The 25,507-nt window shown below is 72.8% G+C and carries 19 protein-coding genes and 1 riboswitch; of the genes, 7 read left to right on the forward strand and 12 right to left on the reverse strand.

What is annotated here, in order from left to right:
- Window positions 1-146 precede the first annotated feature (146 nt).
- The 5 genes from AB0F56_RS27780 to AB0F56_RS27800 all read left to right on the forward strand — a co-directional run bounded on the left by AB0F56_RS27780 (window position 147) and on the right by AB0F56_RS27800 (window position 6,208).
- Window positions 147-1,367, forward strand: a complete 1,221-nt coding sequence (locus AB0F56_RS27780) for an RNA ligase (RefSeq protein ID WP_362014308.1) — start codon at window positions 147-149, stop codon at window positions 1,365-1,367.
- A 3-nt stretch (window positions 1,368-1,370) separates the two neighbouring features.
- A complete protein-coding gene (locus AB0F56_RS27785; RefSeq protein WP_362014309.1) occupies window positions 1,371-2,288 on the forward strand; it encodes an AAA family ATPase in 918 nt (305 codons plus the stop codon).
- Between the two features lie 222 nt (window positions 2,289-2,510).
- Complete coding sequence (locus AB0F56_RS27790; protein WP_362014394.1) at window positions 2,511-3,716, forward strand: serine hydrolase domain-containing protein; 1,206 nt, start codon at window positions 2,511-2,513, stop codon at window positions 3,714-3,716.
- A 42-nt stretch (window positions 3,717-3,758) separates the two neighbouring features.
- Window positions 3,759-4,871 (forward strand): CapA family protein, encoded by a 1,113-nt coding sequence (locus tag AB0F56_RS27795; protein WP_362014311.1) that lies wholly within the window; start codon window positions 3,759-3,761, stop codon window positions 4,869-4,871.
- A gap of 59 nt (window positions 4,872-4,930) precedes the next feature.
- Window positions 4,931-6,208, forward strand: a complete 1,278-nt coding sequence (locus AB0F56_RS27800) for a phosphoribosyltransferase family protein (protein ID WP_362014313.1) — start codon at window positions 4,931-4,933, stop codon at window positions 6,206-6,208.
- A 78-nt stretch (window positions 6,209-6,286) separates the two neighbouring features.
- Here the strand turns inward: AB0F56_RS27800 and AB0F56_RS27805 are convergent, their stop codons facing one another.
- From AB0F56_RS27805 to AB0F56_RS27820, 4 genes are all read right to left on the reverse strand, one after another.
- Entirely contained in the window at window positions 6,287-7,150 is an 864-nt protein-coding gene (locus tag AB0F56_RS27805; RefSeq protein ID WP_362014314.1) for a transglycosylase SLT domain-containing protein, read from the reverse strand.
- 4 nt (window positions 7,151-7,154) lie between these two features.
- Window positions 7,155-7,311, reverse strand: a riboswitch (cyclic di-AMP (ydaO/yuaA leader).
- A 305-nt stretch (window positions 7,312-7,616) separates the two neighbouring features.
- Window positions 7,617-9,641: a phosphocholine-specific phospholipase C gene (locus tag AB0F56_RS27810; protein WP_362014315.1), complete on the reverse strand. Its 2,025-nt coding sequence runs from the start codon at window positions 9,639-9,641 to the stop codon at window positions 7,617-7,619.
- A gap of 163 nt (window positions 9,642-9,804) precedes the next feature.
- A complete protein-coding gene (locus AB0F56_RS27815) occupies window positions 9,805-11,475 on the reverse strand; it encodes a SpoIIE family protein phosphatase (RefSeq protein ID WP_362014317.1) in 1,671 nt (556 codons plus the stop codon).
- An 11-nt stretch (window positions 11,476-11,486) separates the two neighbouring features.
- On the reverse strand, window positions 11,487-11,741 hold the full coding sequence (locus AB0F56_RS27820) for a LapA family protein (RefSeq protein WP_362014319.1): 255 nt from the start codon (window positions 11,739-11,741) through the stop codon (window positions 11,487-11,489).
- A gap of 136 nt (window positions 11,742-11,877) precedes the next feature.
- Here AB0F56_RS27820 and AB0F56_RS27825 point away from each other — a divergent pair, with 136 nt between their 5' ends.
- Window positions 11,878-14,100, forward strand: a complete 2,223-nt coding sequence (locus AB0F56_RS27825; RefSeq protein WP_362014321.1) for a PAS domain-containing protein — start codon at window positions 11,878-11,880, stop codon at window positions 14,098-14,100.
- Window positions 14,101-14,149: 49 nt separating this feature from the next.
- Here the strand turns inward: AB0F56_RS27825 and AB0F56_RS27830 are convergent, their stop codons facing one another.
- The 6 genes from AB0F56_RS27830 to AB0F56_RS27855 form a co-directional block, all read right to left on the reverse strand.
- Complete coding sequence (locus tag AB0F56_RS27830) at window positions 14,150-14,875, reverse strand: GntR family transcriptional regulator (RefSeq protein ID WP_362014323.1); 726 nt, start codon at window positions 14,873-14,875, stop codon at window positions 14,150-14,152.
- 71 nt (window positions 14,876-14,946) lie between these two features.
- On the reverse strand, window positions 14,947-15,948 hold the full coding sequence (locus tag AB0F56_RS27835; protein WP_362014324.1) for a proline racemase family protein: 1,002 nt from the start codon (window positions 15,946-15,948) through the stop codon (window positions 14,947-14,949).
- 11 nt (window positions 15,949-15,959) lie between these two features.
- Window positions 15,960-16,826, reverse strand: coding sequence for a dihydrodipicolinate synthase family protein (locus AB0F56_RS27840; protein ID WP_362014395.1), 867 nt, complete (start codon window positions 16,824-16,826; stop codon window positions 15,960-15,962).
- Between the two features lie 166 nt (window positions 16,827-16,992).
- Window positions 16,993-18,552: an NAD(P)/FAD-dependent oxidoreductase gene (locus AB0F56_RS27845; protein WP_362014325.1), complete on the reverse strand. Its 1,560-nt coding sequence runs from the start codon at window positions 18,550-18,552 to the stop codon at window positions 16,993-16,995.
- Window positions 18,530-18,880 carry a (2Fe-2S)-binding protein gene (locus AB0F56_RS27850; protein WP_362014327.1) on the reverse strand — a complete coding sequence of 117 codons (351 nt, stop codon included), beginning with the start codon at window positions 18,878-18,880 and terminating at the stop codon, window positions 18,530-18,532. The genes AB0F56_RS27845 and AB0F56_RS27850 overlap by 23 nt, the downstream gene beginning before the upstream one ends.
- A gap of 161 nt (window positions 18,881-19,041) precedes the next feature.
- Window positions 19,042-20,217 (reverse strand): FAD-binding oxidoreductase, encoded by a 1,176-nt coding sequence (locus AB0F56_RS27855; protein ID WP_362014329.1) that lies wholly within the window; start codon window positions 20,215-20,217, stop codon window positions 19,042-19,044.
- 251 nt (window positions 20,218-20,468) lie between these two features.
- On the opposite strand from AB0F56_RS27855, the gene AB0F56_RS27860 reads away from it, so the two are divergent.
- Window positions 20,469-22,838, forward strand: coding sequence for a collagenase (locus AB0F56_RS27860; RefSeq protein WP_362014331.1), 2,370 nt, complete (start codon window positions 20,469-20,471; stop codon window positions 22,836-22,838).
- Between the two features lie 6 nt (window positions 22,839-22,844).
- Here the strand turns inward: AB0F56_RS27860 and AB0F56_RS27865 are convergent, their stop codons facing one another.
- Window positions 22,845-24,257 carry an FAD-dependent oxidoreductase gene (locus tag AB0F56_RS27865; RefSeq protein ID WP_362014333.1) on the reverse strand — a complete coding sequence of 471 codons (1,413 nt, stop codon included), beginning with the start codon at window positions 24,255-24,257 and terminating at the stop codon, window positions 22,845-22,847.
- Between the two features lie 99 nt (window positions 24,258-24,356).
- Window positions 24,357-25,499: a PP2C family protein-serine/threonine phosphatase gene (locus AB0F56_RS27870; RefSeq protein WP_362014334.1), complete on the reverse strand. Its 1,143-nt coding sequence runs from the start codon at window positions 25,497-25,499 to the stop codon at window positions 24,357-24,359.
- Between the last annotated feature and the right edge of the window lie 8 nt (window positions 25,500-25,507).

Genomic DNA, 25,507 nt, shown 5'->3' on the forward strand with positions numbered 1-25,507 from the left:
CCGACCGGTGGACGCCGGGGTCAACCGATCGGACGACCCCCGCGCACGGCACGCCCCCGCCGCCCTGCGGACGGTCCCAGCGATAAAGCAGTGTCGGCGCGCCGCCCGCGCAGGTGACAATGAGCCACCACTGACCAGGAGGAATGATGAGCCAGGCACACCTGACTCTCCAGGAGCTGCTGCCCGCGCGCGAGCTGGCCGACGCCATCGACGCGGGGCACGTCACCCGCAAGGCACACCCCGAACTGCCGCTGTCCATCTACACGTACACGCGGGCGTGCCAGTACGAGCGGATCTGGAACCAGGTGACCACGCGCTGCCGTGGGCTCGTCGCCGACGACGCGACGGGCGAGATCGTCGCGCTGCCGCTGCCCAAGTTCTTCAACATCGGTGAGCACGAGGCCGGTCAGCCCTACGCGCCCGCGTTGCCCGACGAGCCGTTCGAGGTCTACGACAAGGTCGACGGCAGCCTCGCCGTGATCTTCCACTACGCGGACCGCTGGCAGGTCGCGTCCAAGGGGTCCTTCATCAGCGCGCAGGCGACCTGGGCGCAGCGCCGGCTCGACGGCCGGGACACCGGGGCCCTGACGCCCGGCGTCACGTACCTCGCCGAGATCCTGTACCCGCAGAATCGTATCGTCGTCGACTACGGAGACCGTCGGGACCTCGTCCTGCTCGCCGCCTTCGGGCCGGACGGCACCGAGATCCCGCTCGCCGAGGCAGCCGCCGACTGGACGGAGGTCGGCTCCGTCGTACGGACCTGGCCCGCCATGCCGCTCGACGAACTGCTCGCCCTCACCGAGTCGAACACCCTGCCCGGCGGCCGCCCCGCCACCGGCACCGACGCCGAGGGATTCGTGCTGCGCTACGCCTCCGGGGTGCGTGCCAAGGCCAAGCTGAGCGAGTACGTACGCCTCCACAAGGTGCTCACCGGTGTCACCGAGCGGGACATCTGGCGCAGCCACGGCATCCAGCGCTTCGCCGGCACCGCCGTGAAGCGCCTCGCGCAGGGCCTGGGGCTCTCGGTCGCCGAACTCGGCGGTGTCACCTCCGCCGGCGGCCGGCCGCTGGACGCCCTCCTGGAGCAGGTGCCCGACGAGTTCGACGCCTGGGTGCGCGGGGTCGTCGCCCGCCTGGAGGACGAGGCGGCGGCGCAGGAACGCGCCATCGACGAGGCGTACGCGGGCATCGCCCACCTCGCCGGGGACCGGGGCGCGTTCGCCCGGGCCGTCAAGACCCTGCCGGTCGACCCGCAGGTACGGTCGGCCATGTTCCTGCGCCTCGACGGGCGGCCGACCGACCTGTTCGTCTGGCGGGCCGTCAGGCCCGAGGCGACCGACCCGTACACCACCGACCTGGAGAACTGAGCCGTGCCCGAAGTACACGTCATGACGGGGCTCCCCGCCTCGGGGAAGACCACGGCCGCCCGGCGGCTGCAGGCGGAGGCCGAGGGCCGGATGCGCCGCGTCAACCTCGACGACCTGCGCACCATGCTGGACGTCCCGGCCCCCGAGCGCGGCCGTTCGCACGCGCACGAGCGGACCGTCCTCGACATCCAGGACGCGGCCGTCCGCTCGGCCGTCGAGGGTGGGTTCGACGTCGTCGTCGACAACACGCACCTCACGCCGCACATCCCCAAGCGGCTGAAGGCGGCCGTCGTCGGCCTCGACGCCCGTTTCGTGGTGCACGACTTCACCGACGTACCGGTCGAGGAGTGCGTACGGCGCGACGCGGCGCGCGAGCGGTCGGTCGGCGAGGAGATCATCCGCATCCTCGCCGACAAGCACGCCAAGGCGACCCGCGGCGGCTGGCGGCTGACCGCCGAGTGGCTGGACGCGCGGCCGTCGGCCGCGCCGTACGTACCCGACCCCGCGCTCCCGTCGGCGGTCCTGTGCGACATCGACGGCACGCTCGCGCTGCGCGGCGACCGGGGCCCGTACGACTTCACGCGCTGCGACCTCGACCTGCTGAACGTCTCCGTGGCCCGCGCGCTGCGCGCCTTCCGCAACGCGGACAACGACACGATCGTGCTCCTGTCCGGGCGCAGCGAGGACCACCGCGCCCTCACCGAGGCGTGGCTCGCGCGCCACGAAGTGCCGTACGACGAGCTGTGGATGCGGGCGTCGGACGACGGCCGGGGCGACGACATCGTCAAGGCCGAGCTGTTCGACGCGCACATCCGGCACCGCTACGCGGTACGGGTCTCGCTGGACGACCGCGACCGGGTCGTCGCGCTCTGGCGCCACATCGGGCTGCCGACCTGGCAGGTCAACTACGGCAACTTCTGAGCCGTGGTGGGGCGGTGCGCTGCGGGCCGAACGGCTCGCCGTGCACCGCCCGGCGCACCGGCCTAGCCTGAGGGAGGGGAGTCGTCGTCCTCGTCTGGCAGGAGGCCTGCCGTGAGGTACCCGCAACAGAGCTCGCGGTCGCAACAGCGCTCGCCTGCGCAACAGCGCTCGCCGTCGCAGGCGAGGTGGCGTCGGGTCGGCGTGGTTCTCGCCGCGACCGGCATGCTGGCCGTTCCCGTCTCGACGGGCGCGGCCTTCTCCGTGGAAGCCCCCGTGGCCGCGTACAGCGCCGCGGAACTCGCCCCGAACGCACTGGCCCCGAACGCACTCGCCCCCTCCGCCACGAACGGCGACTTCGCCGAGCTCACCCCCGACGTGGCGGCCCGCCTGGACACCGCGATCCAGCAGGTCATGCGCGAGGCCGACGTGCCCGGGGTGATGGTCTCGCTGTCCGCCCCCGGCAAGGGCACGTACGTCCGCTCCTTCGGGATCGCCGACAAGACCACCGGGGCGCCCATGAACCCGGACCTCTACATGAGGGTCGGCAGCGTGACCAAGACGTTCACCGTGACCGCCCTGCTCGAACTGGTCGACCAGGGCAAGGTCGGCCTGGACGACACGATCGACAAGTACGTCGACGGCGTCCCCAACGGCGACGAGATCACCCTCCGTCAACTCGCCGGAATGCGCAGCGGGTTGTTCAACTACTCGGCGGACGAAGGCTTCTACAAGGCCCTGACGTCCGACCCGGAACGTCCCTTCACCCCACAGGAGTTGCTCGACTACTCCTTCAAGCACCCGGTGAACTTCCAGCCGGGGGCCCAGTTCGAGTACTGCAACACCAACCTGATCCTGCTCGGGCTCGTGGTGGAGCAGGAAGGCGGACTCCCGCTCGACGAATATCTTCAGCAGAACGTCATGGAACCGGCCGGACTGCGGCACACGCTCCTGCCGGTCGGCACCGAGTTCCCCCGGCCGCACGCCCACGGCTACACCAACCAGACGGCGTCCGGGAAGGTCGAGGACTCCACCGACTGGAACCCCTCCTGGGGCTGGGCGGCCGGTGCGCTGATCTCCCAGCTCGACGATCTGCACAAATGGGCGCGCGTCCTCGCCACCGGAACCCTGCTCACCCCCGAGACCCAGGCGCAGCGCCTCGAGACCCGGCCGACGGGCATCCCCGGGGCGGGATACGGCCTCGGCATCTTCAACGTCGACGGCTGGATCGGCCACAACGGCTCGCTGCCCGGCTACGAGTCGCTGGTGGTGTACCTGCCCGAGGCCCGCGCGACCATGATCGTCATGCTGAACACGGACATCCTGCACGACGGCGTGGAGCCCAGCACGCTCTTCGGTCAGGCGATCACCCAGATCGTCAGCCCGGACAACGTGTACAACCTGCCCGTGGCCCCGACCCCCAAGACATGATTCGTTCAGGCCCGCCGGGCGCGCCGCGTCTACCCTGGGTTCATGGACGGTGACCGGGTCGGACTGTTCCTCTGCGGCGACGTGATGCTCGGCCGCGGGGTCGACCAGATCCTTCCCCACCCCGGCGACCCGGCGCTGCGCGAGCGGTACGTGCACGATGCACGGTCCTATGTGGCGCTCGCCGAGGCGGTGAACGGCCCGATCCCGCACCGCGCGGACTTCACCTACCCCTGGGGCGTCGCGCTCGACGCCCTCGACGTGGCCGCGCCCGACGTGCGCGTCACGAATCTGGAGACGGCCGTCACCACGAGCGACGAGTACGCCCCCGGCAAGGCCGTCCACTACCGGATGCACCCGGAGAACGTGCCGTGTCTGACCGCCGTCCGCCCCGACGTCTGCGTCCTGGCCAACAACCATGTCCTCGACCACGGCCGCGGCGGCCTCGCCGACACCCTCGACACCCTGGCGAAGCACGGTGTGCGCACGGTGGGCGCGGGCGAGGACGCCGAGGCGGCCGCCCGGCCCGCGATCGTCGACCTGCCCGGCGGCGGCCGGCTCGTCGCGTACGCCCTGGGCATGGCCTCCAGCGGCATCCCGCGCGACTGGGCGGCCACCGCGGCCCACAGCGGGGTCCACTACGCCGCCGGGCCCACCGCCACCGCAGCCACGCGGCTCCTCGCCCGGATCCGGGAGGCCAAGCGCCCCGGCGACCTCGTCCTGGTCTCCCTCCACTGGGGCTCCAACTGGGGGTACGCGCTCTCCGGCACCGACGTCGCCTACGGGCACGCGCTGATCGACGCCGGTGCCGACGTGGTGCACGGCCACTCCTCGCACCACCCCCGGCCGCTGGAGGTCCACCGCGGCAAGCTCGTGCTGCACGGCTGCGGAGACCTGATCAACGACTACGAGGGCATCACCGGCTACGAGCAGTACCGCGACGACCTGCGGCTGCTGTACCTCGTCTCGGTGCGGCCCGACGACGGCCGACTCCAGGAGGTACGGATCATCCCCCTTCGGGCCCGGCGCATGCGGCTGGAGCACGCTCCCGGCCGCGACGCGCGCTGGCTCCACGACGTACTGGGCCGGACCAGCCGGCCCCACGGCGCGCGGGTCGACCTCGACGAGGACGGAACCCTCGTCGCACGCCCCGCCTGACGGGCGGCGGCCCGCACCCGCCCGCGCGCCGGCTTCAGGACCAGGGAGACGAGCGGGTCATGTACTTCACCGATCGCACCGACGCCGGACGGCAGCTCGCCGCACGCCTGGAGCACCTCAAGGGCCGCGACGTCGTGGTCCTGGGGCTTCCGCGCGGCGGGGTGCCGGTCGCCGAACAGGTCGCCGACGCCCTCGGGGCCCCACTGGACGTCTGCCTCGTCCGCAAGCTCGGGGTGCCCTTCCAGCCGGAGCTGGCCATGGGCGCCATCGGCGAGGGAGACGTACGGGTCCTCAACGACCACGTCCTCGCCGACAGCCGCGTCTCCGCCGGGGACCTCGCCGGCGTGGAGGCGCGCGAGCGGGTCGTGCTCGGGCAGCGCTCCCGGCGCTACCGGGGCGCCCGGCCCGCGGCTCGGCTCGACGGCCGGACCGTCGTGGTCGTCGACGACGGCCTCGCGACGGGCGCGACGGCGGTCGCCGCCTGCCGGGTCGTCCGGGCCCAGGGGGCCGCGCGGATCGTCCTCGCCGTGCCGGTCGCGCCGGCCGACTGGCGGGAGCGGATCGGCCGGGAGGCGGACGAGACCGTCTGCGTCCACGAGCCGGCCCTCTTCTACGCGATCGGCCAGTTCTACCAGGACTTCTCCCAGACCCCGGACGAGGAGGTCGTCGCCTGTCTGGAGCGCCACCACGCAGGCCGTGACCAGGACGACGGGGACCCGGAGGTGCTCATCCCGGCCGGGGACGCGGAGGTCGGGGGCCACCTCGTGGTGCCCGACGGCGCTCCGGGGATCGTCGTGTTCGCCCACGGCAGCGGCAGCAGCCGGCACAGCCCCCGCAACCGGGCCGTCGCCGAGAGCCTGAACCGGGCCGGGCTCGGCACGCTCCTCTTCGACCTGCTCACCGAGGACGAGGCCGCCGACCGCGCCAACGTCTTCGATACCGAGCTCCTCGCCGGCCGGCTGTCGAGGGCCACTCACTGGCTGGCCGGCCGCCCCGGCCTCGACGGGCTGCGGACCGGCTATTTCGGCGCCAGCACCGGCGCGGCGGCCGCCCTCTGGTCCGCCGCCGACCCGCTGTCCGAGGTGTCCGCCGTGGTCTCCCGGGGCGGCCGCCCAGACCTCGCGGGCCCACGACTCGCCCAGGTCCGCGCCCCCACCCTGCTGATCGTGGGTGGCCACGACCGGCTGGTCCAGGACCTCAACGAGGAGGCCCGCTCCCGCCTGACGTGCGAGAACGACCTGGTCGTCGTCCCGGGTGCCGGCCACCTCTTCGAGGAACCCGGCACCCTGGAACAGGTCGGCGAACTCGCCGCGAACTGGTTCGGCGACCACTTCTAGAGCGGTCGCCGCCAGTGCTCAAGGCCTCCGGTGCTCAAGGCCGCCCGTAGTCAAGGCCGCCCGTGCTCAACCGGCCTGTCAGTAGGGCCCGTTGACGTTGTCGATGGAGCCGTACCGGTCCGCCGCGTAGTTGCAGGCGGCGGTGATGTTGGCGACCGGGTCGTAGAGGTCCATCGAGGTGCCCGGCACGTGGTAGGCGAGGAACGTCGGCTCGATCACCTGGAGCAGGCCCTTGGACGGGGTGCCCTTGGCGGCGTTGGAGTCCCAGTTGTTGATCGCCAGCGGGTTGCCGGAGGACTCACGCATGATGTTGCGCTGGATCCCCTCGTACGAACCGGGGATGCCGTACTTCTGCATGATGTCCAGCGACTCGCGGATCCAGCCGTCCAGGTCGTTGGTGTAGGTCTTCGCGGCCGCCTGCGTCGCCTGGGTCGACTTCGCGGGAGCCGCCTTCGACGGGGCGGCGGCCGGGGCGGCGGCGCGCTGCTGGGAGCGGTCGGCCCGGTCCGTACTCGTCGTACGGGCCTGCGACTTCGGCTTCTTCGGAGCGGCGGCGGCCTTTCCGTGCAGCTTCAGTTCCAGGCCGGGGTGGATGAGTGACGGGTTGTCACCCACGGCCGCGCGATTCGCGCGGTACAGGGCCTTCCAGCCGCCCTGCACGCTCTGCTTGTGGGCGATCACCGAAAGGGAATCGCCGCGGGTGACGGTATAGGTCTTGGCCGCGGAATTCTGCGCGGCCGGAATGGATTCCGCGATCTTCGCCGGGGCGCTGAGAACGGTCTTCCCCGTGAGGGCGATCTCGGGGGCCGACTGGGGCGCGGCGTGCGCGGTGGCCGTGCCGACCAGGGGCAGGGCCAGGGCGGCGCCGCCCGTGCTCGCGAGGGCGAGGCCGCGGGTCAGGGGCCTTCTCTTGGGGCGCCGGTGCTTACCGTGTGCGGGCATGATGCAGTCCTCTCCGGCGCCTGCGGGGTGAGCTGTCGGGTTCGGGCTGGAGATGCCCGGCCGCGCATGCGCGACTTCACCCCGAGCCGTGCCGGAAAAACCGGACCGGCGAAAAGTGGGTCCCCCGCTCCTGCCATCGGGTGAATGAGCGGTCTAATTCGGACGGTGGCAGGATTCGGCGTTCCGTCCGGGTCGAGGTGACCGTAAGCGAGAAATGTCGGACGAAACAAGGCGCCGAATGCGCGGGTATTTCTTCGAGAACTTCCGCGACCCGCCCGGCGCCCCGAACTTCCTTGCCGGACAAGGGGACGGGGCGGTTCCAAAGATCGTCGAAAACCTGAGGTGATTCGGCTCACGCGCCATGCCATAACGGACATGCGGGGAAATACGACCGAGTTGAGAAATGGGGCACAAGGGCATATGAAATCCCTTGTGCCCCATTTGGCAGGAACTGTGGGTGTGTGGGTCAGCCGCTGATGCTCGGCGCGCCCGTCTCGATGTGGCCGGTGTAGCGGCGCGACCAGGTGCCGTCGATGTCGGCCAGGATCGTGAAGTCGTACCAGCCGTTGCTGTACGCCACGGCGTTGAAGTAGTCCTCGCGCGAGGAGTTCGCCGCCACCGTGTACGTCCACGGGCCGTCGGTGCGGTACGCGTTCGAGCGGATGGTGAAGGTCACCGGACCGGCCGAGGTGTTCGTCAGCTTGAAGTAGATCGCCGTCTTCCCGGTGCCCGGCTCGGTCGCGAACCGCGCCGCCACCTCGATCGCCTTCCCCGCCTTGGAGGCGTCGCCGATGAACCGCCGCAGGAAGCGGTTGGGCCCCATCATCGAGATGTCGTACTTGCCCGAACCCGACCCGAGCCCGATGTTGAAGTAGTCCGTGGACGTCGCGCCCGGGTCGACCGTGTACTGCCAGGCCGCCGTGTCCCGGTGCTGGTGCGGGTGGATCGTGAAGTGCGCGGGCCGCTTCGCCTGGGCGCCCTGGTTCGTCATGGAGAACCAGGCGAGGATCTTGCCCGCCGCCCCGAACTCGAACCGGTCGAGGTTCCCGTTGACCTGGTACGGCAGGGCGCGCGCCGGACGCGTACCGGACTCCTGCGCCGGCAGGGCGTTGTCCTGCGGCACCGGGTTGGGCAGCGGGCCGCAGGTGTCCTGGCCGATGACCTTGGCCGTGGAGGGCAGACCCGAGGGGACGCCGTACACCGGGCGCGCGAAGTCGAAGACACCCGTCAGGTCGCCGGTGACCTTCCGTCGCCAGGCGCTGATGTTCGGGCACGATGCCGGGGTGCCGAGGGCGGCCGTCCAGGTCTCCATGAAGCGCAGCACGGAGGTGTGGTCGAAGACCTCGGAGCTGACCCAGCCGCCGCGCGTCCAGGGCGACATGACGAGCATCGGGACCCGGAAGCCCAGGCCGATCGGCACGCCGTCGATGTACTCGCCGGGGGTGCCGGGCGGGGCGACCGGCGGCGGCACGTGGTCGAAGAAGCCGTCGTTCTCGTCGTAGTTGAGGAACAGCACGGTCGAGTCGAAGACCTCGGGGTTCGCGGCGAGCGCGCGGTAGACCAGGTCGACGAAGTGCGCGCCGTCGCCGGGCGGGGCGTACGGGTGCTCGGAGAACGCCTCGTTCGCCACCACCCAGGAGACCTGCGGAAGCGTCCCGGCGACCACGTCGGCGCGGATCGCGGCCGCGATGTCGTCCGGCGTGGAGCCGGTCACCTTCGGCACCGACCCCATGCCGCGGTCGTACAGCGGGTCGCCGGGACGGGCGTCGGTGAACTTCTTGAAGTAGGCCAGGCCGTTGTCGCCGTAGTTGTCCTGGGCGTTCTGGTAGACCTTCCAGCTCACTCCGGCGCGCTGCAGCGCCTCGGCGTACGACTCCCAGGTCAGCCCGGACTCGTCGCCGCCGTCCTTGCTGGAGGCGTCGATCTTCCCGCTCCAGAGGAAGGTGCGGTTGGGTCCCGTGGCGCTGAGCGCCGAGCAGAAGTAGGCGTCGCAGATCGTGTAGTTGTCGGCGAGTGCGTAGTGGAACGGTATGTCGCCGCGGTCGAGGTAGCCGAGGGTACGGGTGTTGCCGACGCCCGTCACCCAGTTGTCCATCCGGCCCTTGTTCCACGCGGCGTGCTGCGAGGTCCAGCTGTGCGGAAGGTCGCCGTTGCACTGGGCGAGGGTCTCCCCGTCCACGCCGCCCGCCGGCGGGGTGGAGCTCAGCTTCCACGGGTACTGGCGGCCGCCCCAGTTGGGCTGGTTGAACATGCCCCAGCCGCCCGGGATGTTGCCCGCGGCCCGGTCGCCGAAGCCGCGCACGCCGCGCAGCCGGCCGAAGTAGTGGTCGAAGCTGCGGTTCTCCTGCATGAGCACCACGACGTGCTTGACGTCCGTGATGGTCCCGGTCGCGCCCGCTGCGGCGGCCGACGCCGTGCCCGTGGGCAGCGCCGCGCCTGCCGCGAGCCCTGCCCCGATGCCGACGAATCCCCTGCGGCTGATGGGAGTCAATGCCCCGCCTCTCGTGTCACCGCATGCCCCACTGGCACACGGTGGACAGGATGAGGGAGCCGAGCTTAAAGGTATACATCCGTGCGGTAAGTCTTGGATGAACTTCCGAAGGGCGGGAGGTAGTTGGGACGCGATTGGTTCGGACATGAACCAATACGGGATATCAGTCCCTACGGCCCAAGGGCTGGAGGGCGGTCGTCCCCGCACCGTCCCTGCGCACCATCAGCAGCGCCGCGTCGTCCTCCGCGTGCGGTCCGCCCGTGAGGGTGTCGAGGAGATGGTCGGCCAGCTCCTCCAGATCGGGCGGCCCGCCCGAGAAGGCGGCGGCAAGCCGCGACAGACCGACATCGAAGTCCTCGCCGGGCTTCTCGACGAGCCCGTCGGAGTAGAGCAGCAGCGTCTCGCCCGGCGCGAGGCGGGCCGTCGTGTACGGGTACGCGGTCCTGCCCCACTCGGCGGGCAGGCCGAGCGGCGGCCCGCCCGCGAGCCGGACGACGTCGACCGTACCGTCGGCGTGGCGCAGCAGCGGCGGCGGATGGCCCGCGTTCGCCGCCTGGACCTCTCCCGTGTCGAGGGCCACCCGCAGGTACTGGCAGGTCGCGAACCGGTCGGAGTCGAGCTGGGCCAGGAACGCCGACGCCTTGCCCAGGACGGTGTCGCAGCCGTGGCCCTCCGCCGCGTACGCCGCCATCGCCACCCGCAACTGCCCCATGAGCGCCGCCGCCTCGGTGTCGTGCCCCTGTACGTCACCGATCGCGAGCCCGAGCCCGCCGTCGGGCAGCGTCACCGCGTCGTACCAGTCACCCCCGACCCGTACCCCCTTCCGGGCCGTCCGGTAGCGCACCGCGACCAGGCCCCCGGGCGTCCGGGGGATCCGGCGCGGCAGCATCGCGTTCTGCAGGGCTGCGGCGATCTCCCGCGACCGGTCGAGCGGCACCACCCGGTGCACCGCCCGGGCGACCGCCTTCGCCCAGCCGGTCATCAGGGTGTGGTCCGCGAAGGAGAAGACGGACCGGTCGTCGTAGAAGACGCCCAGCGCGCCGATCGGCTGCCCCTCGTCCATCAGGGGCAGGAACGCGGCGGCCGTGGCACTGAAACCGACCCGGTAGCGCGCGAGACCCGGGTAGCGGTCCAGGAAGGAGTGGACGGAGGTGAAGAAGAGCGGGCTGTTCGTGCGGACGACGTCGTTCAGGGGCAGCGAGTCCGCGAGCCGGGACTTCGCGGGGAAGTCGCTGGAGCCCGGGGAGACCACGGTACGGACCATCTGCAGCCGCCCCTGTTCCAGCACGCCCAGGGAGATCGCCTTCGCCCCGAGCGGGCGCAGGCTCGTCTCGCTCCCGAGTACCTCCGCGACCTCGTCGACACTCATCGCACGGGCCAGCGCGAGCGCCCCCTCGCCCAGGGCGCGCAGCGGATCCTGCTCCTCCTCGGCCGGCAGCCGCAGCGCGGTGTGCGCCAGGTCGAGCGTGGCGTCCCTGATCACCCCCACCACCCGCGCCGCCCCGCCGGGGCGCTCGCGCACCAGGGTGCCCCGGGCGTGCGTCCAGCGGCTGCGCCCGTCGTGGAGGTGCACCCGGAAATAGGCGCTGTACGCGTTCCGGCGGCCGGACAGGAGATCCGCCGAAAGCCCCGACAGCAGCTCCCAGTCCTCCGCCCGGATCTTGGGGCGGAGATCGCTCGAAAGACCGGTGAATTCGGCCGGGAGCAGCCCGAAGACCGTCCGCGCCACGGGGTCCAGGGTCAGCCGCCCGGTGGCCGGATCCCAGGCGAAACAGCCCACGCGGGTCGCCGCGAGCGCTTCGCCCGGCTCCAGCCGGGGCTCCCTGTCGCCCATCCGGGTGCCGGTCAGCGCCGGGCGCGCCGACGGGCGAGGTACATGCCGAGGGCCATCCCGACGAGCAGGGTGACCGTGAGGACGCTCCAGAGCGGCAGGGTGACCGTGGGGATCCACAGCCTGATCGTCACGGACCCCGTGTTCGCGGCGATGAACCAGATCGCCAGCGCGGCGAGGACCAGGAAACCGATCGTGCGCAGCCGCATGTCCCGACCCTTGACGGTGACGGTCGGGGGAGCGTGCGGGGCAGATTCCTTACGGGCCATAGTGTCCATTATCAGACGTTTACGGCGAGTGTGCTGATCGCCGGTCGGGGCGATCCTCCCGGATGCCCCGCCGCCCGCCAGGAACTAGGCTCCCTGGACGACGGCAGATGTCCGCCGAAGCCGAGTGCGAGGCACGATGGCAGAGCGTGAGGATCCCCCGGACGCCTCGAACGGCCCGGCAGGCCCGGACGCCCGCGAGGGGCGGGGAGCCGTCGCCGTCCTCGACGGGCGCGGTCTCGTCGTGGAGTGGAGCCGGGCGGCCGAGCGGCTGCTCGGCGTGGACCGCTCCCAGATCGTGGGCCGCCCCGTGACCGACCTGCTCACCCTGATCGACGCGGAGGCGCTGTCCGAGGGCGTGACGGTCGGGCCGGTGTACGACGGGGGCAAGGTCACGGCCGGGCGCTGGGGCCTGTGGCCCGCGGGACCGCTCCCCGGAGGCATCCGCTCCGGCGTCCTGGAAGCCGTCTTCACCCAGTCCCCGGTCGGCCTGCACGTGGTCGACGCCGACCTGCGGGTGCTCCGGGTCAACTCGGCGGGCGTCGGCATGCGCGGGGTCCCCGAGCGGGAGATCCTCGGCCGGCCCTTCCTCGAGGTCTACGAACGCTTCACTCCGCAGCCGATCGAACGAACCCTGCGCCAGGTCCTGGCCACCGGCATCCCGGTCTTCGACCGGCGGGCCGCCGGCTATCCGCGCGCGGATCCCTCCCGCGAACACATCTTCTCCGTCTCCATCTTCCGGCTGGAGGACGACGCGGGCCGCCCCCTCGGCCTCGTCGCCTCCGCCGTCGACGTCACCGCCCGCGAACGCGCCCGCGACCGGCTCGCGGTCCTGCACCTCGCGCACGAGCGGATGGGCCTCCTCCTGGACCCCGTGCGGTGCGCCCGGGAGCTGGCCCGGGCCGTGGTGCCGCTCCTCGCCGACACCGCCACGGTCGCCCTCACCGCCCCACCGCTCCACGGCCCGGACGCCGACCTGCCCCCGCCGCCCGACGAACCCCTGCGCTGCGTGGCCGTGTGGCCCCCGGACGCCGGCGAGGCACCGGAGGTGGGCGCCGAGGTCTGCCCGGAGGACCCGGGCCGGGCCGTGCCGTACACCGACGAACAGGCCGCCGGCGGGCCCACCCTCGTGGCCCCGATCGTCCTGCGCGGCGTCCTTCACGGCGTCGCCCGGTTCTCGCGGCCGAACCGGCCCGACCCCTTCGAGGACGACGACCTGCGGCTCGCGGCGGACCTCGTCTCCCACACCGCAGTCTGCGTGGACAACGCCCGCCGCTACGAGCACTCCCACGCCGTGGCCCTCGCGCTCCAGGGCAACCTGCTGCGAGCCGGCCGTACCGGAAGCAGCACGCTGGAGACCGCGCACCGCTACCTCCCCACCGGACTCGGCACCGGCGCCTGGTTCGACGTCATCCCGCTCTCCGGCAGTCGCGTCGCCCTGACGGTCGGTCACATCACCGGCTTCGGCCCGGACGCCACCGCCGCGATGGTCCAACTCCGTTCGGCCGTCCAGGCGTTGGCCGCGCTCGACCTCGACCCGCACGATCTGCTCGCCCGACTGGACGACGTCACCCGCCGCCTCGACGAGGAACGCTCCGCCGCCGGTACGGAGGAACCCCTCACCGCCCAGTGCGTGTACGCCGTCCACGACCCGGTCACCGAGACGTGCGCGATCGCCCGCGCCGGCCGCCAGACCGTCCTCGTCGGTCACCCGGACGGAACCTGGCGGACCCACCCTCTGGAGGAGACCACGGCGCTCGGAGAGGAGGGACCGCCGTTCGCCGCCGAGGAGATCCCTCTGCCGGCCGGCAGCACCCTCGTGCTCCTCTCGGGCCACGCGACGCCCGACGCCCCGCCCCTGGCCGACCTGCGCACGCACCTCACCGGAGTGCGCAGCCTCCTGACCGTCGCCGCACTGGACGCCCTCCCGGCCGACCAGGCCGCCGTCCTCGTCGCCCGCACCCTGCCCCTCGACCCGGCCGACGTCGCCGACTGGGACATCGGCCCCGAACTCTCCTCCGTGGCCGAGGCCCGTCGCCGGGCGCTGCGCCAACTGGACGACTGGGGACTGACGGAGGAGACGGCCTTCTCCGTGGAACTCGTCGTCAGCGAGCTGGTGACCAACGCGATCCGCCACGGCACCCCACCGATCCGCCTCCGCCTCATCCGCAACCCCGCGGACTCCACCGTGACCTGCGAGATCTCCGACACCGGAGCCGCCGCCCCGCAACTCCGTCGCGCCCGAGCCGCCGACGAGGGCGGACGCGGCCTCTTCATCTCGGGCGAGCTGTCGGACCGTTGGGGCGTGCGGTGGCTGGACGAAGGCAAGACGGTGTGGTCGGAGATCTCGTACACCACGTGAGCCGACGGGCCACGGGCCGCCGGCCGTCGATCGCGGGGCCGCACGGACGTCAGCTTCCGGCGCGCGGCCTGCCGACGGCCGGTGCCGACGTGGCCGACGGTCGTGCGCCTGCCCCGTCGCGGGCCCACAGGGACCGTACGTGGCTCAGATGGCGCACCATGCAGGCCTCGGCACCCATCGCGTCGCCGGCCAGCATGAAGTCGAGGAGTTCCAGGTGCTCCTCGGCGGACGGGAGGAGTTCACCGCGCTCGTCCAGGGCGGTCAGGCCGTAGAGCCGTGAGCGCTTGCGCAGGTCGCCGACCGTCTCGACGAGGCGTTCGTTGCCGGACAGGCCGAGCAGGGTGAGGTGGAAGCGGCGGTCCGACTCCAGGTAGCCGATCAGGTCGTGGGCGCGGGCCGCCGCCACGATCTCCTCGGCGATCGGGCGGAGCGCCCGCAGGTCCTCGCGGTCCGCCGTCAGCGTCACCCGGCCGACCGTCGGCACCTCGATCAGCAGCCGGATGTCCGTGTACTGGTCGAGATCCCGCTCGTTGACCTCCGTCACCCGGAAGCCCTTGTTGCGGACCGGCTCGACCAGGCCCTCGCGGGCGAGGTCGAGCATGGCCTCGCGTACCGGCGTCGCGGAGATGCCGAAGTCCTCGGCCAGGCCCGGCGCCGAGTACACCTCGCCGGGCTGGAGCTCGCCGGAGATCAGCGCGGCGCGCAGAGCGTGGGCCACCTGGTCCCGCAGGCGTTCCCGGGTGGTGATCAGTTGGCTCTGCTTCAGATGGCCCATGTGCCGCTCTCCGACTTCCGCTTGTCGCGCCGCCCGGCTGCCGGGGCGTGGCGCCGCACCAGCGTACAATTTCACATCAGGAACCCTCCCGGGAACGGGTCGTCGGGGTCCAGGAAGTACTGCGCGGTGCCGGTGATCCAGGCCCGCCCGGTGATCACCGGAACCACGGCCGGTACGTCGCCGACCTCGGTCTCCTCGATCAGCCGGCCGGTGAACCGGGTGCCGATGAACGACTCGTTGACGAAGTCCTGGTGCAGCGGCAGCTGCGCCCGCGCGTGCAATTGCGCCATGCGCGCCGAGGTTCCCGTGCCGCAGGGGGAGCGGTCGAACCAGCCGGGATGGATCGCCATCGCGTGCCGGGAGTGCCGGGCGTCCGAGCCGGGGGCGGTGAGATGGACGTGCTTCACACCGGCTATCTCCGGGTGCAGGGGGTGCGCGGGGCGGTCGGTGGAGTTGATGGCCTCCATGATCGCCAGGCCAGCCTTGAGCAGGTCGTCCTTGCGCTCCCGGTCGAACGGAAGCCCCAGCGCGTCCAGTTCGACGAAGGCGTAGAAGTTGCCGCCGAAGGCCAGGTCGTACGGGACGACACCGAACCCCGGCACCTTCACCTCCCGGTCGAGGGCGGCGCAGTAGGCCGGGACGTTGGTGAGGCTCACGGCCTTCGCGACCCCGTCCTCGACGCGGACCTCCGCCCGCACGAGGCCGGCGGGGGTGTCGAGCCGGACGGTGGTCACCGGCTCGGAGACCGGCACCATGCCGGTCTCCACGAGCACGGTCGCCACCCCGATCGTCCCGTGGCCGCACATCGGCAGCAGCCCGGAGACCTCGATGAACAGGACCCCGAAGTCGGCGTCCGGGCGCGTCGGCGGCTGCAGGATCGCCCCGGACATCGCGGCGTGCCCCCGGGGCTCGTACATCAGCAGGGTCCGGACGTGGTCCATGTGCTCGATGAAGTGCAGCCGGCGTTCGGCCATGGTGGAGCCCGGGATCACCCCGACGCCGCCCGTGACGACGCGGGTGGGCATGCCCTCGGTGTGCGAATCGACGGCGTGGAAGACGTGACGGGTGCGCACGACGGGTCCTCTCAGTTCCGGCCGTCGGCGACGGCCTTCTCGGTGGCGGCCCTGACCTCGGCCTCCACCGCACCCGTCAGGGGCGAGCGCGGCGCGCGGCAGGAGCCGCCGGGGCGGCCGACGATGTCCATGGACAGCTTGATCGCCTGGACGAACTCCGTCTTGGAGTCCCAGCGCAGGAGCGGATGCAGCGCCTTGTACAGCGGCAGCGCACGGTCCAGATCACCGGCGACGGCCGCCCGGTACAGCTCGGCGCAGGACGTCGGGAAGGCGTTCGGGTAGCCGGCCACCCAGCCCACCGCGCCCGCGAGGGCCAGTTCGAGCAGGACGTCGTCGGCACCGATCAACAGGTCAAGGTCGGGGGCGAGTTCGGCGATCTCGTACGCCCGGCGGACATCGCCGCTGAACTCCTTGACCGCCACGATGTGCCCGTCCGCGTGCAGCCCCGCGAGCGTGGCGGGGGTGAGGTCCACTCTCGTGTCGTGCGGGTTGTTGTACGCGACGACCGGCACACCGACCGAGGCCACCTCCGCGTAGTGCGCGCGGACGGCGGAGACGTCGGCGCGGTACGTGTTCGGTGGGAGCAGCAGGATCGATCCGCAGCCCGCCTCGGCCGCCTGCTCGGTCCAGCGGCGCGACTCCGCGCTCCCGTAGGCCGCGACCCCGGGCATGACACGGGCGCCGTCGCCCGCCGCCTCGACGGCGGTACGCACGACCTGGGCGCGTTCCTCGTCGCTCAGCGTCTGGTACTCGCCCAGCGAACCGTTCGGCACCACGCCGTCGCAGCCGTTGTCCAGCAGCCACCGGACATGGGCGGCGTAGGCGTCGTGGTCGACGGAGCGGCCGTCGTGATGGAAGGGGAGCGCGGTGGCGACCATGATGCCGCGCCAGGGGCGGGCGGTGGTCCAGTCGGCGGGGGCAGGAGTGACGGTCACGGGGACCCCTTCGGTTGCGTGGTGAGATGTGACATTGCACTGATGGATGGTCAGGGGGTGAGTGCCGGGTGGCCGCCGGCGGGTGGTCGTGGGGGCTCGGGCCGGACCCTCATGCCGGATCGGTCGTACGGGATCGGTCTCCGTCCGGCGCGGGGGCGAGGGTCTCCTCCAGTGCTGCCAGCGCGCCCAGGGTGACCGGCACGGCCAGCGGCCGCCGTTCGGGGGAGCCGGGCAGCGGGCCCGGTTCGCCGCTCGTCCGTGCCGCGCCGCCGCGTGCCAGGCAGGCGACCGCGGGGCCGCAGACCCGGCCCTGGCACCAGCCCATGCCCGCCCGCGTCAGCAGCTTCACCGTCCGGGCGTCGCGGGCGCCCAGGTCGTCGACGGCCTCCCGGACGCACCCCGCGTCGACCTCCTCGCACCGGCACACCTCCGTACCGTCGTCCAGCCAGTCGACCCAGCCGTCCTCCGGCGCGTGCGCGGCGGCCATCAGGGAGGCGAAGGCGCGCAGTCGCGACCGGGTGCGCAGCAGGGACCTGGTCCGCGCGGGCGAGCCCTCCGCCGCGCACCCCCGCAGCCGTACCGCGACCGCCGAGCCCGCCAACTCGCCTTCCACCATGGCTAGTCGGGCGCCGCCCACGCCGGCCGTCTCGCCCGCCGACCACAGTCCGGGCACCGACGTGCGCTGACTCGCGTCCACGACGAGGGCCGGCGCGCCGTCCTCCGTCGTGCGCGTCGAGCAGCCCAGCGACGTGCCCAGGTCGATCCGGGGGACGAGGCCGTGCCCCACGGCCAGGGCGTCGCAGGCGATCCGCCGCTCCGTGCCCAGGACGGGCCGCCACGCGCGGTCGAGCCGGGCCACGGTCACCGCCTCGACCCGCTCCGTGCCGTGCGCCCGGACCACGGCGTGCCGCGCGTACGGCCGCACCCCGTGCACCGCCAGCGGCACCCCGTGCGTCAGGGCCTCCACCCACTTGCCGGGGACCTTCGCGAGGACGCCGGGCCGGCGCGCGTAGCCGAGGAACCCGGCGGCCTCCACCAACGCCGGAACCCGCGCCCCGGCCGCGACCAGCGAGGAGGCGACGGCCAACAGCAGCGGCCCGCTGCCCGCGACGACGACTCGCGGCTCGTGTCCTCCTCCGGGCAGTACGAGCCCCGACTTGAGCATCGCCTGCGCGCCGCCCGCCCCGACGACTCCGGGCAGGGTCCAGCCGGGGAAGGGGAGCTGACGCTCGGCCGCCCCCGTGGCCAGGAGGACGGCCCGGCCCCGGACGAGCGCGGGACGCTCCCCGTCCCCGTCGGGCCCGGTCACGGCGTGCACCGCCCAGCAGGCGCCGTCCGCCCCCGCGCCCCGGACGCCCACAGCCCGCTCGGGCGTCACGGTCCACACGTGGTGCTCGGGGAGATGGACGCCCCCGCTGGCCTCCCAGCGCCGGCGCAGCCCGTCGAACGCGGCCCAGTCGTGGTGCAGCGCCTCCGGCCGCGCGGCCCCGAGACCGGGTGCGGGATGCCGGTAGAACTGGCCGCCGAGCCGGGCGTCGCCGTCGAGCAGCGCCACGGAGAGCCCCCGCTCGGCGGCGGTGACGGCGCCCGCGAGCCCGGCGGGCCCGGCGCCGACGACCACCAGGTCGTACGGGGCCTGAGCGTCGCTACGGGGTGTCGAGGTCGGCACGGCCGTGTCCCTCCTGCGTGGTGACGACGTCCCCGGGCGCGGCCGGGACGAGACAGGCGCGGCGGCCCGGGCGGCCGTTGACGGTGACCAGGCAGTCGAAGCACTGGCCGATCCCGCAGAACACCCCACGCGGCCTGCCCCCGACCCGGGTGGTGCGCCAGCTGAGGATCCCCGCCGCCCACAACGCGGCGGCGAGGGTCTGCCCCGGCAGCGCGGTCATCGGCCGCCCGTCGAACGTGAACGGTACGGGCGGACCGGACGGCCGCGCGTCGACGAGCTCGCGCGGACCGCGCGCACGGTCGGCGCGGCGCCGGAAACGACGGAGCATGCTCACTCCCAGCCGAAGGGGGACGGAGGTCGGGTCGGTAGGGCCGATCGCGTCGGGCGGGTCAACCGGGCCGATCGCGTGGATCGCCGTGATCGGGTCAGTCCCGTCTGCTGTGTCGAGGGGGTCGGACTGGTCGATCGTGTCCGTCGGGTCGATCCGGGTCACGTGCGTACCCCCGGAGTCTCCTCGGCGAACCGCTCCGGGCGGAAGGGCCGCGCGTCCAGGTCGGGCGCCGCCCCCGTCAGGAACCGGGAGATCAACAGGCCCGTCGCCGGGGCGAGTCCGATGCCCGCGCCCTCGTGGCCGCAGGCGTGCAGCAGCCCCGGGGCGCACGGGTCGGGGCCGATCGCCGGCAGGTGGTCGGGCAGGTACGGGCGGAAGCCCGCGTACGCCCGCATCACCCGTACGCCGGCCAGGACCGGGAACAGCCGTGCGGCGCCCGCCGCGAGCCGGCCCACGGCCCGTGGCGACAGCGTGCGGTCGAAGCCGACCCGCTCCCGGCTGGCGCCGATCAGGACCGGTCCGGCGGGCGTTCCCTCGACGACGGGGGAGGTCTGGAGCGCGGCCGAGTCGCTCGCGACGTCGGCGACGTAGTCCGCCGCGTACACCTTGTGGCGCACGAGGCGCGGCAGCGGCTCGGTCACCAGGACGAAGCCGCGCCTGGGCAGCACCGGCAGGTCGGCGCCCGCGAGCCGGGCCAGCTCGCCGCCCCAACTCCCGGCGGCGTTCACGACGTACGGCGCGCGCACCTCCGCCCCGGTCGCCGTGCAGACCCCGCGCACGGTGCCGTCGGCCCCGGTGAGCAGGGTGGTGACCTCCTCACCGAGGCGCAGCGTGGCGCCCGACGCGCGCAGCAGCCGCGCCGCCGCGAGCGCCGGTTGCACCTGGGCGTCCTGCGGGTAGTGGAACGCCCCGACGAGGCCGTCGGCGAGGTGCGGCTCCAGGTCGTGGAGCCGGTCGCCGGGGATCTCGTACGTCTCGACACCGGCCGTGCCCTGGTCCTTGGCGAACCGGCGCAGCGCGTCGAGACCGGCCGGGTCGGAGGCGACCACCAGGCCGCCCTTGGCCTCGAACTCGGTCTCCGTCCGCAGGGCGGGGGCGAGTTCGCGCCACAGCCGGAGGGAGAGCAGGGCGAGGTCGAGCTCGGGACCGGGCTCCTTGTCGGAGACCAGCAGGTTGCCCTCGCCCGCTCCCGTCGTGCCGCCCGCGACGGGGCCGCGGTCGACGACGGTGACGGAGAGGCCCGCGCGTGCGGCGTAGTACGCGCAGGCCGCGCCGATCATTCCGGCGCCGACGACGATGACGTCGGCCGCCGTGGAAGGGTGTCTCGTGGGCACGTCAGTAATATTTCACATGCCACTCGGCTTGCCAAGACACCCAACAGACCCTGGTTGAACGGGGATTCGGTGCCTGAAACGGCTTCGGTGCCGAGGTGTCGGACGGTGTGAGTGCGGAAAACTGGCGTGACGCAAGGCTGTTCAGTGCAATTTCACATTGCTATGTTACCCGGCATGCCAAGGGCAGGGCCATGTCAAACCATCCCAACAGCCCTGCTCCCCAAGGAAGTTCACCCCTCACAGGAGACCTCGTGTCCCAGCACAGAACCGTGCGCACGACCCTGCTCGCCGTGGTGCTCACCGCCGGCCTCACCGCACCGCTCGCCACCTCCGCCCAGGCCGTGGCCCCCACCACGCCTCCCGCCGCGCAGCCCGGCACCTTCGGGCCCGGCGTCACCGGTCCGACCGCACCGGTGACGTACGCCCCGAACCCGCACGACGAGGTGGAGCGCCTCGCGACGGCCCCCGAGATGAAGACCGGGCCCGCCGCCGCACCCCGTGGCGTCACCGAGGGCCGCGTCCCCGGCCCCCAGACCGCGCCGCGCACCACCGCACGGACGGCGGCCGCCTCCCGGGCCGCCACCACCGCCGCAGGCGTCCCCTGCACCCTCGACGGCATCAAGGGGCTGACCCCCACCCAGTTCGCCGACTTCCTCGCCGACCCCGCCGTCCAGGCCGACGGCTGTCTGCGCGACCTCATCTGGACCTGGGACGCACGCCTCGTCCCCGTGATGTCGGACGCCCACGTCCAGGCCGTCGCCCAGCGCATCAAGAGCCTCGCCGCAGGCCACGACGGCACCAACTCCAGCCACCTCCTGGAGATGTTCACCTACCTCCACGCCGTCGCGTACCACGACTTCAGCCGGTCCGAGATCGACATCACCGACGCCCCCACCGTCGAGACCATGCGCGCGGCCACCGCCGCCTACGCCTACGCCGCACGCACCTTCGACGTCACCCCGGAGAACGCCCAGACGCTCCGCGAGGCCCTCTACACCGGCAGCGCCCCCGGCCTGCGGCAGCACCAACTCGGCCTGATCGCCCAGGTCCTCGCCCGCATGGGCGCCGCACACCCGCAGACCGCGACCGACCCGACCTGGGGCGGCGCCGCCCTCGCCGCGCTCTCCGTCAACTACCTCGGCGTCTACCCCGGCAACCAGGACACCGCCTTCCGTACCGCCGCCGCGCAGAACGCCGGCTACCGCGCCGCGTTCAAGGACTTCTCCACCTACACGCACCTCAAGAACACCGCCAACGCGTGGGTCGTCCGCGACGCCCTGGGCGAGTACGGACGCTTCGGCCAGATCGACAGCCTCAAGACCCGGATCGTCGCCGACATCGGCGGACTCCTCGGCCCTGTCGAGACCAACTTCGGCCACGGCAGCGCCCCGTGGGCCTCCCTCGTCGGCTGGCTCAACTTCTACGAGGCCTGCGCCCCGTACAAGGTCTGCAAGGCCGACATCGAGGCGAAGATCTTCCCGTACACGTACAGCTACGACAACGGCGCCATCAAGGTCCGCACCGGGCTCGACCGGGCCACCGTCGACCAGCTCTACTACGCGAGCAAGCAGGTCAAGTCCCAGTTCCACCGCGTGCTCGGCACCGAGCAGCCGCTCGCGGGCGACCCCAACACCGTCCTCACCGTGGTGCTCTACGCCTCCCGGCAGGACTACGAGACGTACCACCCGATCCTCACCGGCATGGGCACCGAGAACGGCGGCATCTACATCGAGCGCGGCGCGACCTTCTACACGTACCAGCGCCGCGTGCCGCAGGACTCCAGCCTCACCCTCGAAGAGCTCTTCCGCCACGAGTACGTCCACTACCTCAACGGCCGCTACGCCGTCCCCGGCTTCTTCGGCGAGGGCCCCTGGTACGAGAACGACCGCACCACCGCCATGGACGAGGGAACGGCCGAGTTCTTCGACGGCGCCACCCGCGACGACGGCGTCGCGGTCCGCAAGTCCCTCGTGCAGGGCATCATCCGGGACACCGCGGGCGGCGGCCCGCGCATGACCGTCGACCAGATCCTGCACGCCACCTACGACGGCGACGGCTTCCGGTTCTACAACTACGCCGGCACCTTCTTCGAGTACCTGTGGACCGAACGGCCCGCGCAACTCCGCGCCATGTACGGCTACCTCCGCGCGGGCGACGTCCAGGGCTACGACGCCTGGCGGAGCAGCATCGGCAAGGACGCGGGCACCCAGCGGGACTACGACGCCTTCCTCGACCGCCAGATCGCCGACGTCGACGACCTGTTCGTGCCCGACACCCGCCACGAGCCCACCGCCGGACTGCGGCACGCCACCCCGGCCGAGATACGGACCGCGTTCGCGGCCGCCACGAGCAACACCCCGACCTGCACGGCGAGCGGCGACCCGACGCTGCCGCGCTTCGTGTGCACCGGCCGGATCACCGCCAACCTCGGCGCGGCCTCCGACCCGGACCAGGTCTTCAAGGACATGTCGGAGACGGTCGACTACTTCGTCCTCGACCGCAGCCTCACCGGAGGCAACAACTTCAACGACATGAACTGCTCCTTCGGACCGGTCGACATCTGGTCCGACCGCAGGGCCGGCACCTCCGACTTCACCTGCGAGGGCCCGCTGCGCCGCTGATCCCGCTCAGTCGGGACGTTGCAGGGGCCGGGTCGCCGGCCCCTGCAGCACCCGCCCGTCCGCCGCCGCGAACCGCGAACCGTGGCAGGGACACTCCCAGGTGTCCTCCAGCTCGTTGAATCCCAGCTCGCACCCCATGTGCGTGCAGCGCGGCGGACGGGCCGCCAGGTAGTGGCGGGCCACCGACGCCTGCGCCCTGGCCACATCGGGGTACTCCCGCAGGGGCAGGGTGCGGCGCGGGTCGAACAGCTCGGTCCAGTCCGGGCGCGGCGCCCCCGTGACGTGCGCGGCGAGGAGCCGCCCCGCCATCGCCCCGTTGCTCATGCCCCAGCCGCCGAAGCCGGTGGCCACGAAGACGTGCTGCGTGTCCGGATGCTCATGGCCCACGTACGGGAGGTGATCCGCCGACATCACGTCCTGCGCCGCCCACCGGTACGCCGGCGTGGCCTCCCCGAACTCCGGGAAGATCCGCCGGGCCCACCCGGTGAGCCGCTCGAGCCGCTCCCCGGCGTGATCGGTGCCCGGCTCGCAGGCTTCGCCGGTGACGAGGAGCAGCCTGTGCCCCTCGTCGTACGGGGCCGTGCGCACCGAGCGCGTACGGTCCTCCGGGCTGACGTACATGCCCCGCGGTGCCCGGTCGGCCGGCACGGGGGCCGCCACCACCAGCTCGCGCCGGACCGAGAGCCGGGCGAGCAGCGAGCTGTGCACGGTCAGCGGGAAGTGCGTGGCGACGACCACGTCCCGCGCGTGGACCGTGTGACCCGCCTCGGTGGTCAGCCGGCAGTCCGCGTGCTCCCGCAGCTCCGTGACCCGGGTGTGCTCGTGGATCGTGCCGCCGCGCGCGACGAAGGCCTCCGCCAGGCCGAGGAGGAACCTGCGGGGGTGGAAGAGCAGCTGGTCGTCGAGGCGTACGGCCGCCGCGACCGGGAAGGGCAGGTCGGTCTCCGTCAGGTACGCGACGTCAAGCCCCGCCTCCAGGGCGGCCGCGGCCTCGGAGCGGACCTCGTCGGCCCGACCCGGGTCCGTGACGTACGTGTAGGCGGGGGCCCGCTCCAGTTCGGCGTCGATGCCCGTGTCCGCGCACAGCCGGACCACGTGGTCCATCGCGTCCCGCTGGGCGAGGGCGTACCGGGAGGCGGCGAGGGCGCCGTGGGTGTCGCGGAGCCGCGCGTAGGTGAGGCCGTGCAGCGCGGTCAGCTTCCCGGTGGTGTGCCCGGTGACCCCGAGCCCGATCCGGTCGGCCTCCAGGAGCACCACCTCGCGCCCCGCGCGCACCAGCTCGTACGCGGTGCACAGCCCCGCGATGCCGCCGCCGACGACGACGACGTCCGCCCTGAGGTCCTCGGCGAGCGCGGGCCGCTCGGGGGAGGGGGTGTCACGCAACCAGTACGACGTGCCGAAACCCGCGTCCGCCGCCATGGCGCGCTCCTTCGGTCCGGGGCTGCCGGGTGAGTCCCTCCTTCCGAACGTAGATCAGGCCGTGGACATGCGCGATGTCGCCGGGCGCCGTCCAGCGGTCTACGGGTTGGGCGCGAGGCGCTCGACGGCGACGAGTGCCGCGTCGTCGCCGAGGTGACCGCCCGCGTACGCCCGCAGGTCGTCCCTGAGGTGGCCGAGCAGGGTCGGCGGGTCCTCGCCGATCCACGCGGCGAGCCGCTCCGTCAGTGGGTAGAAGGCCCGGGCGCGGTCGCGGGCCTCGACGACCCCGTCCGTGTACAGCAGCAGGACGTCCCCGACGTCGAAGGGGAAGGTCTCCACGGTCACGTCGGGGGAGAGCACGTCCGCGAGGCCCAGCGGAGGGCTCGCCTCGGCGGTGTCCAGGGGCACGATCCGCCCCTCGCGCAACAGCAGCGGCGGCGGATGCCCGCAGTTCACGAGCCGTACCACCGGCTCACGGTCCGGGATGTCGAGGACCAGCGCGGTCACGAAGGCCTCGGCGGCGTCGTCGGCCGCCTCGCCCGTGCCGGGCCCGGGCGCCGAGACGTCCTCCGGCTCCTCCGAGCCGACCCCAGCCTCCAGGTGCCCGACGAGTGCGGGCAGCTCGGACTCCCGGCGGGCCGTGACCCGGAAGGCGCCGAGGACGAGCGACGCCTCGCTGATCGCGTCGAGCCCTTTGCCCCGGGCGTCCCCGATCAGCAGCCGGGTCCCCGACGCCGTACGGGCCGCGGCGTACAGGTCGCCGCCCATCTGCGCCTCCTCCTCGGCCGCCAGGTAGACCGACGCGATGTGCAGCGGGCCCGCCCGGTGGGGGAGCGGGCGCAGGACGACGCTCTGGGCGGCCTGGGCGATCGAACGGAGCTGGGTCACCTTGCTCTCGTGCTGCTCGCGCAGGTAGGCGAAGAAGGTGACGATGACCGAGATGAGGACCAGCGCGATGATCTGGTACGTGTGGTTGAGATCGGTCAGGCTCGTCCGCGCGATCGCCACCACCGACTGCGCGAGGACCGCGACCGCGCCCACGAAAGCCGTCATGCGCGGCCCCGCGAAGGAGGCCGTCACAGCGGGCGCGGCGATCAGGAACGGCCCCAGGTGGACCTCGGGCGGAGCCAGGATGTCCACCACGGTGACCGCCGCGATCAGCGCGAACGACGCGCCGAGCAGCAGCCGTCGCCCGCCGCGCCGAGAGAGGCGGGATGCGGGGTCGCGCCGACGGGCATCCATGTGAAAGG

This window comes from Streptomyces sp. NPDC026092 (assembly GCF_040638605.1).
In the GTDB taxonomy this organism is placed as follows: Bacteria; Actinomycetota; Actinomycetes; order Streptomycetales; family Streptomycetaceae; genus Streptomyces.

Bases quoted from the DNA above. Each gene is read 5' to 3' on its own strand.
- AB0F56_RS27780 (WP_362014308.1), top strand. From the start codon at position 147: ATGAGCCAGGCACACCTGACTCTCCAGGAGCTGCTGCCCGCGCGCGAG.
- AB0F56_RS27790 (WP_362014394.1), top strand. From the start codon at position 2,511: ATGCTGGCCGTTCCCGTCTCGACGGGCGCGGCCTTCTCCGTGGAAGCC.
- AB0F56_RS27795 (WP_362014311.1), top strand. From the start codon at position 3,759: ATGGACGGTGACCGGGTCGGACTGTTCCTCTGCGGCGACGTGATGCTC.
- AB0F56_RS27800 (WP_362014313.1), top strand. From the start codon at position 4,931: ATGTACTTCACCGATCGCACCGACGCCGGACGGCAGCTCGCCGCACGC.
- AB0F56_RS27805 (WP_362014314.1), bottom strand. From the start codon at position 7,150: ATGCCCGCACACGGTAAGCACCGGCGCCCCAAGAGAAGGCCCCTGACC.
- AB0F56_RS27815 (WP_362014317.1), bottom strand. From the start codon at position 11,475: ATGGGCGACAGGGAGCCCCGGCTGGAGCCGGGCGAAGCGCTCGCGGCG.
- AB0F56_RS27820 (WP_362014319.1), bottom strand. From the start codon at position 11,741: ATGGCCCGTAAGGAATCTGCCCCGCACGCTCCCCCGACCGTCACCGTC.
- AB0F56_RS27825 (WP_362014321.1), top strand. From the start codon at position 11,878: ATGGCAGAGCGTGAGGATCCCCCGGACGCCTCGAACGGCCCGGCAGGC.
- AB0F56_RS27830 (WP_362014323.1), bottom strand. From the start codon at position 14,875: ATGGGCCATCTGAAGCAGAGCCAACTGATCACCACCCGGGAACGCCTG.
- AB0F56_RS27840 (WP_362014395.1), bottom strand. From the start codon at position 16,826: ATGGTCGCCACCGCGCTCCCCTTCCATCACGACGGCCGCTCCGTCGAC.
- AB0F56_RS27850 (WP_362014327.1), bottom strand. From the start codon at position 18,880: ATGCTCCGTCGTTTCCGGCGCCGCGCCGACCGTGCGCGCGGTCCGCGC.
- AB0F56_RS27865 (WP_362014333.1), bottom strand. From the start codon at position 24,257: ATGGCGGCGGACGCGGGTTTCGGCACGTCGTACTGGTTGCGTGACACC.
- AB0F56_RS27870 (WP_362014334.1), bottom strand. From the start codon at position 25,499: ATGGATGCCCGTCGGCGCGACCCCGCATCCCGCCTCTCTCGGCGCGGC.